Source organism: Rhizobacter sp. P5_C2, assembly GCF_054049715.1.
The window spans coordinates 1-14,508 of record NZ_JBFULV010000030.1; the positions used below are offsets into that span (position 1 = coordinate 1).

17 protein-coding genes are annotated in these 14,508 nt (G+C 68.5%); 11 read left to right on the top strand and 6 right to left on the bottom strand.

The window, feature by feature from the left end:
• The 5 genes from ACXJLU_RS13230 to ACXJLU_RS13250 form a co-directional block, all read left to right on the top strand.
• A partial coding sequence (locus ACXJLU_RS13230) for a hypothetical protein (RefSeq protein WP_457331550.1) occupies window positions 1–192 on the top strand: 192 nt, incomplete at its 5' end.
• Between the two features lie 45 nt (window positions 193–237).
• Window positions 238–747, top strand: coding sequence for a GNAT family N-acetyltransferase (locus ACXJLU_RS13235; RefSeq protein ID WP_457331552.1), 510 nt, complete (start codon window positions 238–240; stop codon window positions 745–747).
• Window positions 748–801: 54 nt separating this feature from the next.
• Window positions 802–2,502, top strand: coding sequence for an acetate--CoA ligase (locus ACXJLU_RS13240; protein WP_457331554.1), 1,701 nt, complete (start codon window positions 802–804; stop codon window positions 2,500–2,502).
• 94 nt (window positions 2,503–2,596) lie between these two features.
• On the top strand, window positions 2,597–3,811 hold the full coding sequence (locus ACXJLU_RS13245; protein ID WP_457331556.1) for a DUF262 domain-containing protein: 1,215 nt from the start codon (window positions 2,597–2,599) through the stop codon (window positions 3,809–3,811).
• An 8-nt stretch (window positions 3,812–3,819) separates the two neighbouring features.
• Complete coding sequence (locus ACXJLU_RS13250) at window positions 3,820–4,479, top strand: MAE_28990/MAE_18760 family HEPN-like nuclease (protein ID WP_457331558.1); 660 nt, start codon at window positions 3,820–3,822, stop codon at window positions 4,477–4,479.
• A gap of 3 nt (window positions 4,480–4,482) precedes the next feature.
• Here ACXJLU_RS13250 and ACXJLU_RS13255 read toward each other — a convergent pair whose 3' ends face one another.
• Window positions 4,483–5,019: a DUF1697 domain-containing protein gene (locus ACXJLU_RS13255; protein ID WP_457331560.1), complete on the bottom strand. Its 537-nt coding sequence runs from the start codon at window positions 5,017–5,019 to the stop codon at window positions 4,483–4,485.
• 54 nt (window positions 5,020–5,073) lie between these two features.
• Here ACXJLU_RS13255 and ACXJLU_RS13260 point away from each other — a divergent pair, with 54 nt between their 5' ends.
• Window positions 5,074–6,141, top strand: a complete 1,068-nt coding sequence (locus tag ACXJLU_RS13260) for an aldo/keto reductase (protein WP_457331562.1) — start codon at window positions 5,074–5,076, stop codon at window positions 6,139–6,141.
• A 15-nt stretch (window positions 6,142–6,156) separates the two neighbouring features.
• Here ACXJLU_RS13260 and ACXJLU_RS13265 read toward each other — a convergent pair whose 3' ends face one another.
• Together ACXJLU_RS13265 and ACXJLU_RS13270 are read right to left on the bottom strand one after the other, a co-directional pair.
• Window positions 6,157–7,221, bottom strand: a complete 1,065-nt coding sequence (locus ACXJLU_RS13265) for a thioredoxin family protein (protein ID WP_457331564.1) — start codon at window positions 7,219–7,221, stop codon at window positions 6,157–6,159.
• Between the two features lie 46 nt (window positions 7,222–7,267).
• Complete coding sequence (locus tag ACXJLU_RS13270) at window positions 7,268–8,311, bottom strand: alpha/beta fold hydrolase (protein ID WP_457331566.1); 1,044 nt, start codon at window positions 8,309–8,311, stop codon at window positions 7,268–7,270.
• Window positions 8,312–8,471: 160 nt separating this feature from the next.
• Here ACXJLU_RS13270 and ybaK point away from each other — a divergent pair, with 160 nt between their 5' ends.
• The 5 genes from ybaK to ACXJLU_RS13295 all read left to right on the top strand — a co-directional run bounded on the left by ybaK (window position 8,472) and on the right by ACXJLU_RS13295 (window position 12,056).
• A complete protein-coding gene (gene ybaK / locus ACXJLU_RS13275) occupies window positions 8,472–8,963 on the top strand; it encodes a Cys-tRNA(Pro) deacylase (RefSeq protein WP_457331568.1) in 492 nt (163 codons plus the stop codon).
• A gap of 33 nt (window positions 8,964–8,996) precedes the next feature.
• Window positions 8,997–9,713 carry a glycerol-3-phosphate 1-O-acyltransferase PlsY gene (gene plsY, locus ACXJLU_RS13280; protein WP_457331570.1) on the top strand — a complete coding sequence of 239 codons (717 nt, stop codon included), beginning with the start codon at window positions 8,997–8,999 and terminating at the stop codon, window positions 9,711–9,713.
• Window positions 9,710–10,069: a RidA family protein gene (locus ACXJLU_RS13285; RefSeq protein WP_168561280.1), complete on the top strand. Its 360-nt coding sequence runs from the start codon at window positions 9,710–9,712 to the stop codon at window positions 10,067–10,069. The genes plsY and ACXJLU_RS13285 overlap by 4 nt, the downstream gene beginning before the upstream one ends.
• A 96-nt stretch (window positions 10,070–10,165) precedes the next feature.
• Window positions 10,166–10,387: a hemin uptake protein HemP gene (hemP, locus tag ACXJLU_RS13290; RefSeq protein WP_457331572.1), complete on the top strand. Its 222-nt coding sequence runs from the start codon at window positions 10,166–10,168 to the stop codon at window positions 10,385–10,387.
• A 94-nt stretch (window positions 10,388–10,481) separates the two neighbouring features.
• Window positions 10,482–12,056 (top strand): methyl-accepting chemotaxis protein, encoded by a 1,575-nt coding sequence (locus ACXJLU_RS13295; protein ID WP_457331574.1) that lies wholly within the window; start codon window positions 10,482–10,484, stop codon window positions 12,054–12,056.
• A gap of 4 nt (window positions 12,057–12,060) precedes the next feature.
• On the opposite strand, the gene ACXJLU_RS13300 is transcribed toward ACXJLU_RS13295, so the two are convergent.
• The 3 genes from ACXJLU_RS13300 to ACXJLU_RS13310 are packed head-to-tail and all read right to left on the bottom strand — an operon-like array spanning window position 12,061 to window position 14,491.
• Window positions 12,061–12,693, bottom strand: a complete 633-nt coding sequence (locus ACXJLU_RS13300; protein ID WP_457331576.1) for an L-threonylcarbamoyladenylate synthase — start codon at window positions 12,691–12,693, stop codon at window positions 12,061–12,063.
• Window positions 12,694–12,704: 11 nt separating this feature from the next.
• The gene (locus ACXJLU_RS13305) at window positions 12,705–13,664 is read right to left on the bottom strand and encodes a DMT family transporter (RefSeq protein ID WP_457331577.1); all 960 of its coding nucleotides are present in this window, start codon (window positions 13,662–13,664) and stop codon (window positions 12,705–12,707) included.
• Window positions 13,628–14,491, bottom strand: a complete 864-nt coding sequence (locus tag ACXJLU_RS13310; RefSeq protein WP_457331672.1) for a 3',5'-nucleoside bisphosphate phosphatase — start codon at window positions 14,489–14,491, stop codon at window positions 13,628–13,630. The genes ACXJLU_RS13305 and ACXJLU_RS13310 overlap by 37 nt, the downstream gene beginning before the upstream one ends.
• Between the last annotated feature and the right edge of the window lie 17 nt (window positions 14,492–14,508).

A 14,508-nucleotide genomic window follows, 5' to 3' on the forward strand; every position in this document is an offset into this window, starting at 1 on the left:
CTGCGGGGCCGGGCGCTGCAGCTCGATTCCGGACGGACCGCTGCCGGCAGCGCCGCGGCGCACACGGCACGCACCGCGCGCGCCGCCGCCTTTTTCTGCCAGCACCTGACGACCCCGCGCACCGTCTGCGTGATCTGGCCCGAACCGGCCCGCGCCACGCCGGCCGTTGCCTGGGAGCGGCTGGCCGCCTGAACGGTCACGACAGCGGCAGGCCCGTCGGCCTGAGACAATCGCCGCATGCCCACCTCTTCGATGCCGCTCGACGGCAACCCTGCTTACGCACTGCGCGCCGCCGAACTGCGCGACGTCGTGCCGATCGTCGGCCTGATCCGCGAACTCGCCGAGTTCGAGAAGCTGACCCACCTGCTGCAAGTCACGCCCGAGAAGCTGCGGCCCAACCTGTTCGGCGAGAGGGCCGTCGCCGAGGCAATGGTCGCCGAGGCCGATGGCGAGGTGATCGCCTTCGCGCTGTTCTTCACCAACTTCTCCACCTTCCTCGCGCAGCCGGGGCTCTACCTGGAAGACCTGTACGTGCAGCCCGCGCACCGCGGCGCGGGCGTCGGCGAGGCCCTGCTGACGCGGCTGGCCCGGCTGGCGGTCGACCGCGGCTACGGCCGCTTCGAATGGAGCGTGCTCGACTGGAACGAGAACGCCATCCGCTTCTACGAGCGCATGGGCGCGACGGTGCTGCCGGACTGGCGCATCTGCCGCATCACCGGCGACGCGCTGGCGAGGTTCGGCGCCTGACGCCCGCGTAGATCCCGATGCGCCGTGGCGGCGCCGGCGCCTAAGCTGCGCCGGATGACCGCCGTCGACGCCTACCGCAGCCTTCATTCCTCGTTCCGCTGGCAGGTGCCGGCCGACTTCAACATCGGCGAGGCCTGCTGCGGCCGCTGGGCGCGCGAGACGCCGGACGCGATCGCGATCCGCCACGAACGCGAGGACGGCACGCGCCGCACCTGCAGCTACCGCCAGCTGCAGGCCCGTTCGCGGCGGCTCGCGGCCGCGCTGCAGCGGCTCGGCGTGCGGCGCGGCGACCGCGTCGCCATCGTGATGGCGCAGCGCATCGAGACCGCGGTCGCGCACATCGCGCTGCACCAGCTGGGCGCGGTCGCGATGCCGCTGTCGGTGCTGTTCGGCCCCGAGGCGCTTGAGTTCCGGCTGCAGGACAGCGAGGCCTGCGTCGCGATCGGTGACGAGGCGTCGATCGCCGCGCTGCGCGCGGTGCGCCCGCAGTGCCCGGCGCTCGCCTCGTTGATCGCCGTCGGCGCGGCGGCGGCCGGGGCGGGCGAGGTCGACTGGGACGCGCTGCTGCAGCAGGACGAGGCCGGCTTCGTGCCGGTCACGACGCACGCCGGCGACCCGGCGATCCTGATCTACACCAGCGGCACCACCGGCCCGCCGAAGGGTGCGCTGCTGCCGCAGCGGGCGCTGATCGGCAACCTGAGCGGCTTCGTCGCGAGCCAGAACTGGTTCCCGCGCCGCGACGAGGTGTTCTGGAGCCCGGCCGACTGGGCCTGGACCGGTGGCCTGATGGACGCGCTGCTGCCGACGCTCTACTTCGGCCGCGAGATCGTCGCGTACCAGGGCCGCTTCGGCCCGGAGAAGGCCTTCGAGCTGATGGCGCGCTACGGCGTGACCAACACCTTCCTGTTCCCGACCGCACTGAAGGCGATGATGAAGGCCGTGCCGTCGCCGCGCGGGCGCTACGCGCTGCGGCTGCGTGCGGTGATGAGCGCCGGCGAGGCGGTCGGCGACGCGGTGTTCGCGTGGTGCCGCGAGCAGCTCGGCATCACCGTCAACGAGATGTTCGGCCAGACCGAGATCAACTACGTGGTCGGCAACTGCACCGAGTTCCTCGATGCCGACGGCCGCGCGCAGCCCGGCTGGCCGGCGCGCCCGGGCAGCATGGGCCGGGCCTACCCGGGGCACCGGGTCGCGGTGCTCGACGACGACGGCCGCGAATGTTCGCGCGGCACGCCCGGCGATGTCGCGGTGCACCGCCGCGACGTGCACGGCGACCCCGACCCGGTGTTCTTCCTCGGCTACTGGCGCAACGATGGCGCGACGCGCGCCAAGTTCACCGGCGACCCCGACGACAGCTGGTGCCGCACCGGCGACACCGCGCTGATGGACGACGACGGCTACCTCTGGTACCAGGGCCGCAGCGACGACGTGTTCAAGGCGGCCGGCTACCGGATCGGGCCGAGCGAGATCGAGAACTGCCTGGTCAAGCACCCGGCGGTCGTGAACGCCGCGGTCGTGCCCAAGCCCGACTCCGAGCGCGGCGCGCTGGTCAAGGCCTACGTGGTGCTGGCCGCCGGCGTGGTCGGCGATGCGGCATTGATCGAGGAGTTGCAGGCGCACGTGAAGGGCCGGCTCGCGCCCTACGAGTACCCGAAGGAGATCGAGTTCATCGACGCGCTGCCGATGACGACCACTGGCAAGGTGCAGCGGCGGGTGCTGCGGCTGCGGGAAGAGGAGCGGGCGAAACGACGATAGAAATCGTTGTCGTGCGCTGCAGCGCGTGATCCGGCGCACATCCTCGCGAGGGTCTCGACGTAGACTTCCAGCGACGCACGGACAAGGAGGGCGCATGTCGCTCAAAGCAGATGTAGATGAGAAGCGTCGCGAGATTTCTTCGGACAATCTTTCGATGTCGATCGGCGAGTTGCTCAATCTGTACAAGGACAAGGAACTCGATATCCACCCTGAGTTCCAGCGCGTCTTTCGATGGGAGAGCCAGCAGAAATCGAGACTGATCGAATCGTTGCTGCTGGGTATCCCACTTCCGTCGATCTACGTCGCGACCAGCGGCGCCGGGGTGTGGGAAGTCATCGACGGTGTACAGCGGCTCTCGACGATCTTCGAGTTCATGGGAGAACTGCTGGGCCCGAATGACGAAACCAAGCTTGAACTGCAGTGCAAGCCCGCTCTTGTGCTGGAAGGGACCAAGCACTTGCCGAGCTTGGAGGGGGTCACGTTCGAGGCCATGGATCATGCGCTGCGTCTGGAATTCAAGCGGACCCGCCTGGACATCAAGGTTCTGGCCAGAGAGCAGCAAGGCAAGGCAACCGGGAAGTTCGATCTCTTCGAGCGATTGAACACGTATGGTGAGCCGCTGTCTCCGCAAGAACTGAGGAATTGCGTGCTGGTGAGCCTGAACCCCGGCCTCTTCAGATGGTTAAAGGAGCTGGCTTCCGATGCGCACTTCCGCGCGAGTGTGCTTCTGAGCGAAGCGCAGGTCCTTGAGCAATACGATATGGATCTTGCGCTTCGCTTCGTCACGCTGCGCGACGTCGATCCGACCTCGATCGGAGACGTGCATGAGTTCTTGAGAGATCGGATGGAGCAGATCGCTACCGATCCGGAGTTCGATACTGAATCCGAGCGCGATGTGTTTCAGGAGGTGTTTGCTTTCCTGGACGCGACGCTGGACGGCGATGCATTTCGACGGTGGAGCGAAGGCCGCGACTCCTTCAGTGGCGGATTTTCGCTTGGGGCATACGAAGGCTTGGCGTTGTCCCTGGGGCGGCACTGGCACCAGGTTCGAGCACAGCACGACACGTTCGACATTCACAAGGTCGTCAAGTCCCTCTGGTCCACAAAGGCATACAAGGAGAGCTTCTCCGGCTTGCGGGCGCGGGAGCGAATGGCCCGGGTGCGTCCCGCTGCCGATGCGCTGATTGCTGAAGAACTCGCTCGCCATGAACCCCGCCGACGTGGCGCTCCAATGGCACAAGCTGCTGCCAAGGTGGTGCCGGCGAACAAGGCAGCAGCCAAGCGGGTGGTCGTGCCGCGTCGACCTTAGGAGCCACCGTGAGCGTGCAATCTCTGGAAGGCTTGCAGGCTGCGCTGGAGAGGGATCTCTCTTGGCGCAAGAAGGAGCTCAGTGGCCTGCGCATTTCAGCCATGAGATCAGCGACAGAAAGGAACTATCTCTTTCGTGCCGGCTTGGTTCTCATCTGTGCCCACTGGGAGGGCTTCTTGAAGAAAGCCGTCGAGAAGTATGTGGCGCATGTGTTTGCGCAGGGGCTGCGGTTGCGCGACTTGGCGCCCGTGTTTGTTGCGCAGGCCCTCTTCTCGGATGTCCGGCGAGCCAGCGAGGCTGAGTTTCCTGGCAACGAAACACATGTACGTCTGGCAGAGCGAATTCAGCTGGGGCTTGACGTGGTGTGCTCGCACTCTGGATGGCTTGCAAAGACCGAGGGGAATCCCAGCAGCACGCTGGTGGCAAGGCTTCTCGGCTCGGTAGGAGTCGATGCGGAAATGGGGCTCGATGCGGCCGGTTGGTCCACGACGAAGGTGTTCATCGACGAGCAGGTTGTTGCAGATCGCCACAAGGTTGCCCACGGCGAAGGCTTCCCCGTGTCGAAAGAGCAGTTCTTGGAACGATCGGGCCGGATGCTTGATCTTCTGGACCGCCTGAGCGCGGAGATCATTCGAGCCGCTGAGAGGAAGGCCTACCGCTTGTCGTGAAGCCTAAGGCACCAGTCTGGCCGCGAGCTTGCGCACCGTGTTGATCCCGCGGAAGGTCGTTCGCAACCTGCACGCGCGCTCGAAGTTCACGTTGGAGAAGGTTGATTCGCTCTGCTTCTTCGCGCAGCGCCACCAGACCTCGCGGCCATGCACGTGGAAGTCGTCGATCCCGCTGCGCAGGCCCATCAGGGTCTGGACGGCCGGCGCGGCCATAGGCTCGGCCAGGAACCCGATGTTCAGCGCGCCGGCCGAGGCCATCGCCGCCTCGTCGAACGGCCGGTGCGCGGCGATCTGCGCCAGCTCGGCGACGCTGCGCACGAAGGTGTCGACCTCGAAGCCGAGGCCTTCGCGCAGGCCTTGCTCGATCTTGCGCACCAGCGCGGCCTCGCCGCTGCGGCTCGTGAAGATCACGTTGCCGCTTGCGATGAAGGTCTCGACCTGCTGCAGGCCGAACTGCTCGAACAGCGCGCGCAGCGCCTCCATGCGGACGGTGCGCCCGCCGACATTGATCGCGCGCAGGAAGGCGACGTAGGTGGTCATGGACGGCGATGATGCCGCAGTGCGTGCGGGCGCGATTCTTCATAAACTCGCACGATGACCACCTTCACCACCCTCCCGCTCGGCCGCAGCGACCTGCGTGTCACCCCGATCTGCCTCGGCACGATGACCTTCGGCGAACAGGTCGACGAAGCCGCGGCGCACCGCATCCTCGACGAGGCCGTCGCGCGCGGCATCAACTTCATCGACACCGCCGAGATGTACGCGGTGCCGACGCGCCGAGAAACCTACGGCGCCACCGAACGCATCATCGGCAACTGGTTCGCCGCCCGGCCCGGCATGCGCCAGAAGGTGGTGCTCGCGACCAAGGTGGCCGGCCCCGGGCGCAACATGGACTGGGTGCGCGGCGGCAGCCCGAACCTGCTGCCGGCCGAGATCGTGCAGGCCTGCGACGACAGCCTGAAGCGCCTGCGCACCGACGTGATCGACCTCTACCAGATCCATTGGCCGAACCGCAACGTGCCGACCTTCGGCGCGCTCTACTTCGACCCGTCCAAGGACGACGAATTCAGCAGCATCCACGAGCAGTTGCAAGCGCTGGCCGGGCTGGTGAAGGCCGGCAAGGTCCGGCACATCGGGCTGTCGAACGAGACGCCGTGGGGCGTCGGCGAGTTCCTGCGGGTGGCCGGCCAGCACGGGCTGCCGCGCGTGGCCACCGTGCAGAACCCGTACGCGCTGACCAGCCGCGCGCTCGACAACGGGCTCGACGAGATGTTGTACCGCGAGCAGGTCTCGCTGCTCGCGTATTCGCCGCTCGCGTTCGGTTCGCTGACCGGCAAGTACGACGAGATCGGCTTCGACGCCGCCGACAAGCCCGGGCGGCTGGCGATCTTCGACGGCATGAAGAAAGGCCGCTGGGGCCGCCCCGAGGCGCTGGCCGCGGCGCGCCTGTACAACGCGCTGGCGCGGCGCCACGGCCTGACGCCGACGCAGCTCGCACTCGCCTTCGTCTACGGCAGCCGTCGCGTCGCGAGCACCATCATCGGCGTCACCTCGCTCGCGCAGCTGGACGAGAACCTGGCGGCCTGGGGCACGGCGCTGTCACCGGAGCTGCTGGCCGAGATCGACGCGATCCGCTGGACGCACCGCGATCCGGCGCAGTGATGCGGGCTGTTCTGCTCAGCCGAAGGTGAACGCGAAGGCGCGCGCGCCGGGATCGAGGAAGCGGATCTCGATCGTGCGGTCGCCGATGCGGCCTTGCTGGCGCACCAGCTGGTACAGGCGCTCGGCGTCGATCACGCCGTTGCCGTCGGCGTCGGTGTCGACGCCGTGGTCGGCGCCGGGCGGCTTGCCGTCCAGCGTCAGCCGGAAGCGCACCCGCATGCCGGCCGATGCGCGGCCGAGCACCAGGTGCAGGTCGCGTGCATGGAAGCGATACACCACGCTGCCGCCGGCGCGGCTAAGCTCGGCAAACTCGGGCTGCACCGCCCATTCGCCCGACAGCCCCCATTCGTTCACGCGTGGCGTGCCCGGCGTGTAGGCGTGTGCGCGGTCGCGGACGATGCCGCCCGGCGACGCGAAGCTCTCCGCCTGTTGGTAGCCGATGTAGGTCTCCGGCGACTTCGCGTTGGCCATGTCGGGCGGCAGGCCGACGCCGCTGGTGTCCAGCGTGACGGAGGGCATCGGCTTGCGGGCCGCATCGGTGCCCGATTCCTTCAGCAGCGCGTGGATCACCTTCTCGGTCGCGTCGAAGTCGCCTTCGCCGTACTGCTGATGGCGGATGCGGCCCTGCGCATCGACGAGGTAGAACGCCGGCCAGGCCCGGTTCTGGAACGAGCGCCAGACCGCGAAGTTGCTGTCGACGGCGACCGGGAAGCCGATCTTCAGGTCCTGCATCGCGCGCTGGATGTTCGCGAGGTTCTTCTCGAACGCGAACTCCGGCGTGTGCACGCCGACCACGACCAGGCCCTGGGCGGCGTAGCGCTCGGCCCATGCGCGCACGTAGGGCAGCGTGCGCAGGCAGTTGATGCACGAGTACGTCCAGAAGTCCACCAGCACGACCTTGCCGCGCAGCGACTCGAGCGTCAGCGGTGGCGAGTTGAGCCAGCCGACCGCGCCGGCGAGGCTGGGGGGCGCGATGGGCGGCTCGGCCGCGCGGGCGATGGGCGTGGCGAGGCAGGCGGCCAGCACGGCCAACAGGGTCAGCGGCCGGCACAGCGAGGTGATGCGGTGGAGGATGGACATGGTGGTCAGTGTGGAGGGAGAACCGGGGAAAATCGAAGGAAGGCGCTCATGCCTTGGCCACGTCGATCACCGCCTGCGCGAACGCACGCGGTGCTTCCTGCGGCAGGTTGTGCCCGATGCCGCCCGTCAGGTTGCGGTGCTCGTACGGGCCGCTGAACTTGCCGGCATACGCCGCCGGTTCCGGGTGCGGCGCGCCGTTGGCATCGCCTTCCAGCGTGATGGCCGGCACCGCGATGCGCGGCGCGGTGGCCAGCTTCGCTTCGATCTCGTCGTACTTCGATTCGCCGGCCGCCAGGCCGAGCCGCCAGCGGTAGTTGTGCACCGCGATCGCGACGTGGTCGGGGTTGTCCAGCGACTTGGCCGAGCGGTCGAAGGTCGCATCGTCGAAGCGCCACTGCGGCGAGGCCGTCTGCCAGATCAGCTTCGCGAACGCATGGCGGTTCGCGTCGTAGCCGCGGCGGCCGCGTTCGGTCGTCAGGTAGAACTGGTACCACCACTGCAGCTCGGCCGCCGGCGGCAGCGGCTGCTGGCCGGCCTGCACGTTCGACACCAGGTAGCCGCTGACCGACACCAGCGCCTTCGTGCGCTGCGGCCACACGGCCGCGACGATGCAGGCGGTGCGCGCGCCCCAGTCGCAGCCGGCCATCACGGCCTGGTCAATCTTCAGCGCGTCCATCAGCGCGATCACGTCTTGCGCGATGGCACCTTGCTGGCCGTTGCGCGGCGTGTCGGCCGACAGGAAGCGCGTGCTGCCGTAGCCGCGCAGGAACGGCACGATCACGCGCCAGCCGGCCGCCGCCAGCAGCGGTGCCACGTCGACGTAGGTGTGGATGTCGTACGGCCAGCCGTGCAACAGCATGACCACCGGGCCGTTGGCCGGGCCGGCTTCGGCGTAGCCGACGCTCAGCACGCCGGCGTCGATCTGCTTCAGCGCGCCGAACGAGGTGTTGGTGCCGGGCTTGATGTCGGGCAGCGTGGTGCGTGATGCCTCGGCGAAGGCCGGGGTCATCAGGCCCAGCTGGGCAACGCCGATGGTGGCGGCCGCGGCGCCGAACAGGTGGCGGCGTTGGAGATCGATCTTCTCGGACATGGCGAACCTCTTGTGTTGGAGACGGGTTGAAGGACAGGCCTCATTGAGCCGGCCCGACGTATCCCGGGTGTGTCATGGAGGCTGCGTTTTTGTCCCGCGCCGTGTCGGCGCCCGGTCCGGACAAAGAGTGATACAGAACGATGTCCCTACACTCGCGGCCATGGCACGCAAGGACCACGCTTCAGAGACCCCCGCGACGCAGCTGCTGCGCAAGAGCGGCATCGCGTTCACCGAACACCTCTACGACTACATCGAGCACGGCGGCACCACCGAATCGGCACGCCAGCTCGGCGTCGACGAGCACCACGTCGTCAAGACGCTGGTGATGGAGGACGAGAGCGCCGCACCGCTGATCGTGCTGATGCACGGCGACCGGCAGGTCAGCACGAAGAACCTCGCGCGGCAGATCGGCGCGAAGAAGGTCGCGCCGTGCAAGCCCGAGGTGGCGCAGCGCCACAGCGGTTTCCTGGTCGGCGGCACCTCGCCGTTCGGCACGCGCAAGGCGATGCCGGTGTACGTGGAGGCCAGCATCCTCGAGCTGTCTGCCATCTACATCAACGGCGGGCGCCGCGGCTACCTGGTCGGCATCGCGCCCGGCGTGCTGACCCGCCTGCTCGGCGCGAAGCCGGTGCAGTGCGCCGGTGCAGAATGAGCGCCCAGCCGCCAACCGCACGCCAAGAACCCCATGGAGACTCTCTACACCGTTGCCGCCGTGATCGCGGCCTACCTGATCGGCTCGCTGTCGTTCGCCGTGATCGTCAGCCGGGCCATGGGCCTGAACGATCCGCGCAGCTACGGCTCGGGCAACCCGGGTGCGACCAACGTGCTGCGCTCGGGCAACAAGACGGCCGCCATCCTGACGCTGCTGCTCGACGCGCTGAAGGGCTACGTGCCGGTGCTGCTGGTGGTGTTGTTCGGTGCGCGCTTCGGGCTGCACGAGGGCACCGTTGCGCTGGTCGGGCTGGCGGCCTTCGTCGGGCACCTGTGGCCGGTGTTCTTCCGCTTCCAGGGCGGCAAGGGCGTGGCCACCGCGGCCGGCGTGCTGCTGGCGTTCAACCCCTGGCTGGGCGCGGCGACGCTGCTCACCTGGATCATCATCGCGGGCTTCTTCCGCTACTCGTCGCTCGCGGCGCTGGTGGCCGCGGTGTTCGCACCGTTCTATCAACTGCTGATCTGGGACGGCGGCCCGCTGGCCGGCGCGATCGTCGTGATGAGCCTGCTGCTGGTCTGGCGCCATCTGCCCAACATCCAGAAGCTGATCGCCGGCACCGAGAGCAAGCTCGGCAGCAAGAAGACCGCGCCGGCCAAGGCCGATGCCGCCAAGCACGATGCTGCCAGGCACAGCGCCAAGCATTCGCACAAGCATCCCCCCAAGCATTCCGACCACGGAGCCAAGCCATGACCCACGCCGTACGGCGTTTCCACGTCGAGGACCGCTATTCCGACATGGCCATCCACCATGGCACGGTCTACCTCGCCGGCCAGGTGCCTGACGACACGACGCAGGACATCCGCGGCCAGACCCGCCAGGTGCTGGCGATGGTCGACCGGCTGCTCGCCGAGGCGCACACCGACAACGCGCACATCCTGATGGCGCAGATCTTCCTGGCCGACATGGCCGATTTCGCCGGCATGAACGAGGTCTGGGACGACTGGGTCGCCCCCGGCGACGCACCGCCGCGCGCGACCGTGCAGGCGAAGCTGGCGAACCCGGCCTACCGCATCGAGATCGTCGTCACCGCGGCCCTGAAGGCCTGATCGACCCCACGCCGCACGGCGAAAGCCGCGCCGGCGAGGGGGTTTGTCGACAAGGGGGCTTGTAGATGCGAACGGTTCGCATTTAAACTGCGACCCATGCACACCTCCACCCACCTGTCCCCCGCCGCGCAGGCCCTGCCCGCGGCGCCCGCCCGTTCTCCCCGTGCGCAGCCGGCTGGCGGCAGCACGGCGGGGCCGGTCCGCTGCATCACCAGCGCGCAGATCCTCGACGGCGAGACGGTCGTCGAGATCGAACACGACGGCATGCGCTACCGCCTGCGACAAACGTCGCTCGGCAAGCTGATCCTGACCAAATAGGGTCCAGGCGTCCTCAAGTCGGCGCCAGAGCGCGCCGATAGCCTCCTGATCCCGTTGCAGCCGCCCAGGCTGCGCGAGCGAATCAGGAGACAACATGAATTTCGTCAACCGGATGAAGATCGGGACGCGGCTGGGCCTGGGTTTCGGCGTCGTGATCCTGTTGCTGGTGCTGATCACCGGCGTGTCGGTGTGGCGCATCCGCGCCATCAATGCGGCCACGGCCGAGATCGTCACCGAGGGCTACGGCCAGATCGCGCTCGCCACCGAGATCGACCGCGCCGTCAACAAGCAGGCCAACCACCTGCGCAGCGCGGTGCTGGCCGTCGGCGACGAGGCCGAGGTCAAGGGCTACATCACGAAGGTCAGCGAGGCCACGCGCGAGATCTCGCTGCTGCGCGAGAAGCTGGCCGCGACCGGTGCCTCCGCGAAGGGCGACGAACTGCTGAAGGCCTTGCAGGAAAGCGGCGACGCCTACGTCAAGAAGCGCCAGAAGGTCGTCACGCTGCTGCAGGCCAACCTGCCCGATGCCGCGCGCAACTTCCTGCTGAAGGAAGTGCGGCCGCTGCAAGATGCCTACCTTGCCGCGTCGCTCGACATGGTGAAGTTCCACGAATCGCAGATGCGGGCGGACGCGCAGCAGGCGCAAGCTTCCGGCCGTGCGGGGATCGTCACGACGCTGGTGCTGGCCGGCGTGGCCGCGCTGTGCGGCGTCGCGATCAGCCTGGTCATCAGCCGCTCGATCACCGGTGCGCTGCGTCGCGCGGTGCTGGTGGCCGAGACGGTGGCGGCCGGCGACCTGACCTCGCGCATCGAGGTGCACGGCACCGACGAGACCAGCCAGTTGCTGGGCGCGCTGCAGGTGATGAACGACAGCCTGGTGCGGGTGGTGGGCGCGGTGCGCGCCGGGTCGGACAGCATCGCGACCGGTTCGAGCGAGATCGCCGGCGGCAACGCCGATCTGTCGCAGCGCACCGAGGAGCAGGCGTCGAACCTGCAGCGCACGGCCGCGTCGATGGAGCAAATTACCGCGACGGTGCGGGCGAATGCCGACACCGCGCGCCAGGCGACGCAGCTCGCGAGCTCGGCCCGCCAGGTGGCGGTGCAGGGCGGCGACGTGGTCGGCCGGGTCGTGACGACGATGGAAGAGATCAGCGCGAGCTCGCGCAAGATCAGCGACATCATCGGCGTGATCGACGGCATCGCCTTCCAGACCAACATCCTGGCGCTGAACGCGGCCGTCGAGGCAGCACGCGCCGGTGAACAGGGCCGTGGCTTCGCGGTGGTGGCCAGCGAGGTGCGCAGCCTCGCGCAGCGCAGCGCGCAGGCGGCCAAGGAGATCAAGGCGCTGATCGGCGCGAGCGTCGAGAAGGTCGCGGCCGGCACGCAGCTGGTGGGCGACGCCGGCGTGACGATGAAGGACGTCGTGGCCCAGGTGAAGCGGGTGGCCGAGCTGATCGACGAGATCAGCAACGCGACCGGCGAGCAGACGGCCGGCATCGGGCTGGTCAGCGATTCGGTGATGCAGATCGAACAGGTGACGCAGCAGAACGCGGCGCTGGTCGAGCAGTCTGCCGCGGCGGCCGACAGCCTTCAGCAGCAGGCGGCGCGGCTGGTGGATGCTGTTCGCCAGTTCAAGCTGAAGGACGACGGCTTGCTCGCGGCCGCCTGACGCGTCACGCGACCGGCAGTCCCAGCAGGGCGGGGTCCCCTCGCCCCAGCCGGAACAGCACCGGCTCGTCCGTCGTCAGGTCGACCACCGTGGTCGGCTCGCGTGGGCACGCGCCGGCATCGACCACCGCCTGCACCTGGCCCTGGAAACGCTCGCGTATCTCATCGGGATCGTTCATCGGCTCGGTCTCGCCCGGTGCGATCAGCGTTGTCGACAGCAGTGGCTCGCCGAAGATGTCGAGCAGTTGCTGCAGCATCTTGTGGTCCGGCACGCGCAGGCCGATCGTGCGGCGGGACGGGTGTGACACGCGCCGCGGTACCTCCTTCGTGGCCTCGAGGATGAAGGTGAAGGGGCCTGGCGTCGCGTGCTTCATCAGGCGGTACTGGCGGTTGTCGACGCGGGCATAGCTGGACAGCTCCGACAGGTCGTGGCACAGCAGCGTCAGGTGGTGCTTGTCGTCGACGCCGCGGATGCGCCGCAGGTTCTCGGCCGCCGCCTTGTCGTCGAGGTGGCACACCAGCGCATAGCTCGAGTCGGTGGGCACCGCGGCGATGCCGCCGTCGTGCAGGATCTGCGCGGCCTGCTTCAGCAGACGCTGCTGCGGGTTGTCGGGATGGACTTCGAAGAGTTGCGGCATGGGCCGCGATGCTAATCCGCGATCGTGTCCGCCGCCACTGTCGATGTCGCGGGGTGCGCCGCGGTCTTTCGCATGTTCAGCCACGCGCTCGCGGCACCGCACACCGCGATCACGCCCATGCCGACCCAGGCCCAGGCGTCCGGCACGTAGCGGAACACCAGCCAGCTCACCGCCGCGGCCACGCCGATCTGCAGGTAGATGAAGGGCATCAGCGTCGCCGTCGGCGCCAGGCCCAGCGCCAGGATCAGGAACAGGTGGCCCACCGTGCCGAGCGCGCCGATCGCGAGCAACAGCACCAACTGCTGCGGCGGCGCGGCCAGCAGAGTGCCGTCGGTGTCGATCGCGCTGAAGAACAGCACCGGCGTCAACGCCAGCGCGCCGGTCAGGCCGGTGTAGAAGTGCGTCGTGTACGGGCTCTCCAGCGCCGACAGCTTGCTCGTCAGCACCTGGAAGCTGGCATAGGTCAGCGCGCCCGCCAGCGGGAACAGCACGGCCCAGCCGAACAACCCACTGCCGGGGCGGATCACGATGATCGCGCCGGCGAAGGCCGCGCACACCAGCGCCCAGCGCGGCGCCGACACGCGCTCGTGCAGCACCCAGGCGGCCAGCAGCGTCACCACCACCGGCGTCAGCATGTTGATCGCGGTGAACTCGGCCACCGGCATGCGCTGCACGCCGAAGAAGCTCAGCGCGCTGGTCGCCAGCAGCAAGGCGCCGCGCGCGAGCTGGAAGCGCGGGTGCTCGGTGCGGAAGCTGGCGGTCTTCGAGCGCAGCAGCCAGGCGCCCATCGACACCGCCTGGAAGGCGTAGCGCGCCCACAGGATCAGCAGCACCGGCAGGAAGGCGCCGAGGTACTTGATCGTGGTGTCCATGGTCGCGAAACACAGCGCCGCCAGGGCGATCAGCGCGATGCCCCGCGCGGGGCGCTGACCTGTCACGGAAGTTGCACGCGATCGCCCAGCGCTTCCCACACCGGCGTCAGCTTGCTTGGCAGCGGCGGCAGCGTGCCCAGGTCGACGTGGCTCTCGTCGGGGCTGTGGAAATCGGATCCGCGCGACGCCAGCATCTCGAACTCGAGCGCCATGTCGGCGTACTTGATGAAGTCGCTGCCCGAGTGGCTGCCGGTGATGACCTCGACACCGCGCCCGCCGTGCACCTTGAATTCGGTGAACAGCGCGTACTCCTCGTTCGCGGTGAACTTGTAGCGCCCCGGGTGCGCGATCACCGCGATGCCGTGCGCCTCGCGGATCCAGCGTATCGCGTCGCCGAGCTTCGCCCAGCGGTGCGGCACGTAGCCCGGTTTGCCCTCGACGAGGAACTTGCGGAAGACCTCGTGGGTGTCCTGGCAGACGCCGCTTTCCACCAGGTGGCGCGCGAAGTGCGTGCGCGAGATCAGCTCCGGGTTGCCGACGTACTTCAGCGCGCCCTCATAGGCGCCGTGGATGCCGACCTGCGCCAGGCCCGCGGCCATCTCGCGGGCGCGCTCCTCGCGGCCGCCGCGCGTCGCGGCGAGGCCGGCGGCGAGTTGCGCATCGTCGACATCGAAGCCGAGCCCGACGATGTGCACCGTGATCCCGGCGAAGGTCACCGAGATCTCGGCGCCGGTGAGGTAGGGCAGGCCCAGCGCCCGTGCTGCCGCCTGGGCGCGGTGCTGGCCGCCGATCTCGTCGTGGTCGGTCAGTGCCCACAGCTCGACGCCGTTGGCCTTCGCGCGTGCCGCGAGTTCCTCGGGCTGCAGTGTGCCGTCCGACACGACGGAATGGCAGTGCAGGTCGGCGTTGGTCCAGACAGCAGGCAGGCTCACGGGTGGCATTG

Coding starts and splice junctions, on each gene's coding strand:
- hemP (WP_457331572.1), top strand. CDS start 10,166: ATGCACACCTCCACCCACCTGTCCCCCGCCGCGCAGGCCCTGCCCGCG.
- ACXJLU_RS13235 (WP_457331552.1), top strand. CDS start 238: ATGCCCACCTCTTCGATGCCGCTCGACGGCAACCCTGCTTACGCACTG.
- ACXJLU_RS13270 (WP_457331566.1), bottom strand. CDS start 8,311: ATGTCCGAGAAGATCGATCTCCAACGCCGCCACCTGTTCGGCGCCGCG.
- ACXJLU_RS13260 (WP_457331562.1), top strand. CDS start 5,074: ATGACCACCTTCACCACCCTCCCGCTCGGCCGCAGCGACCTGCGTGTC.
- ACXJLU_RS13295 (WP_457331574.1), top strand. CDS start 10,482: ATGAATTTCGTCAACCGGATGAAGATCGGGACGCGGCTGGGCCTGGGT.
- ACXJLU_RS13240 (WP_457331554.1), top strand. CDS start 802: ATGACCGCCGTCGACGCCTACCGCAGCCTTCATTCCTCGTTCCGCTGG.
- ACXJLU_RS13265 (WP_457331564.1), bottom strand. CDS start 7,221: ATGTCCATCCTCCACCGCATCACCTCGCTGTGCCGGCCGCTGACCCTG.
- ACXJLU_RS13255 (WP_457331560.1), bottom strand. CDS start 5,019: ATGACCACCTACGTCGCCTTCCTGCGCGCGATCAATGTCGGCGGGCGC.
- plsY (WP_457331570.1), top strand. CDS start 8,997: ATGGAGACTCTCTACACCGTTGCCGCCGTGATCGCGGCCTACCTGATC.
- ACXJLU_RS13300 (WP_457331576.1), bottom strand. CDS start 12,693: ATGCCGCAACTCTTCGAAGTCCATCCCGACAACCCGCAGCAGCGTCTG.
- ACXJLU_RS13285 (WP_168561280.1), top strand. CDS start 9,710: ATGACCCACGCCGTACGGCGTTTCCACGTCGAGGACCGCTATTCCGAC.
- ACXJLU_RS13245 (WP_457331556.1), top strand. CDS start 2,597: ATGTCGCTCAAAGCAGATGTAGATGAGAAGCGTCGCGAGATTTCTTCG.
- ybaK (WP_457331568.1), top strand. CDS start 8,472: ATGGCACGCAAGGACCACGCTTCAGAGACCCCCGCGACGCAGCTGCTG.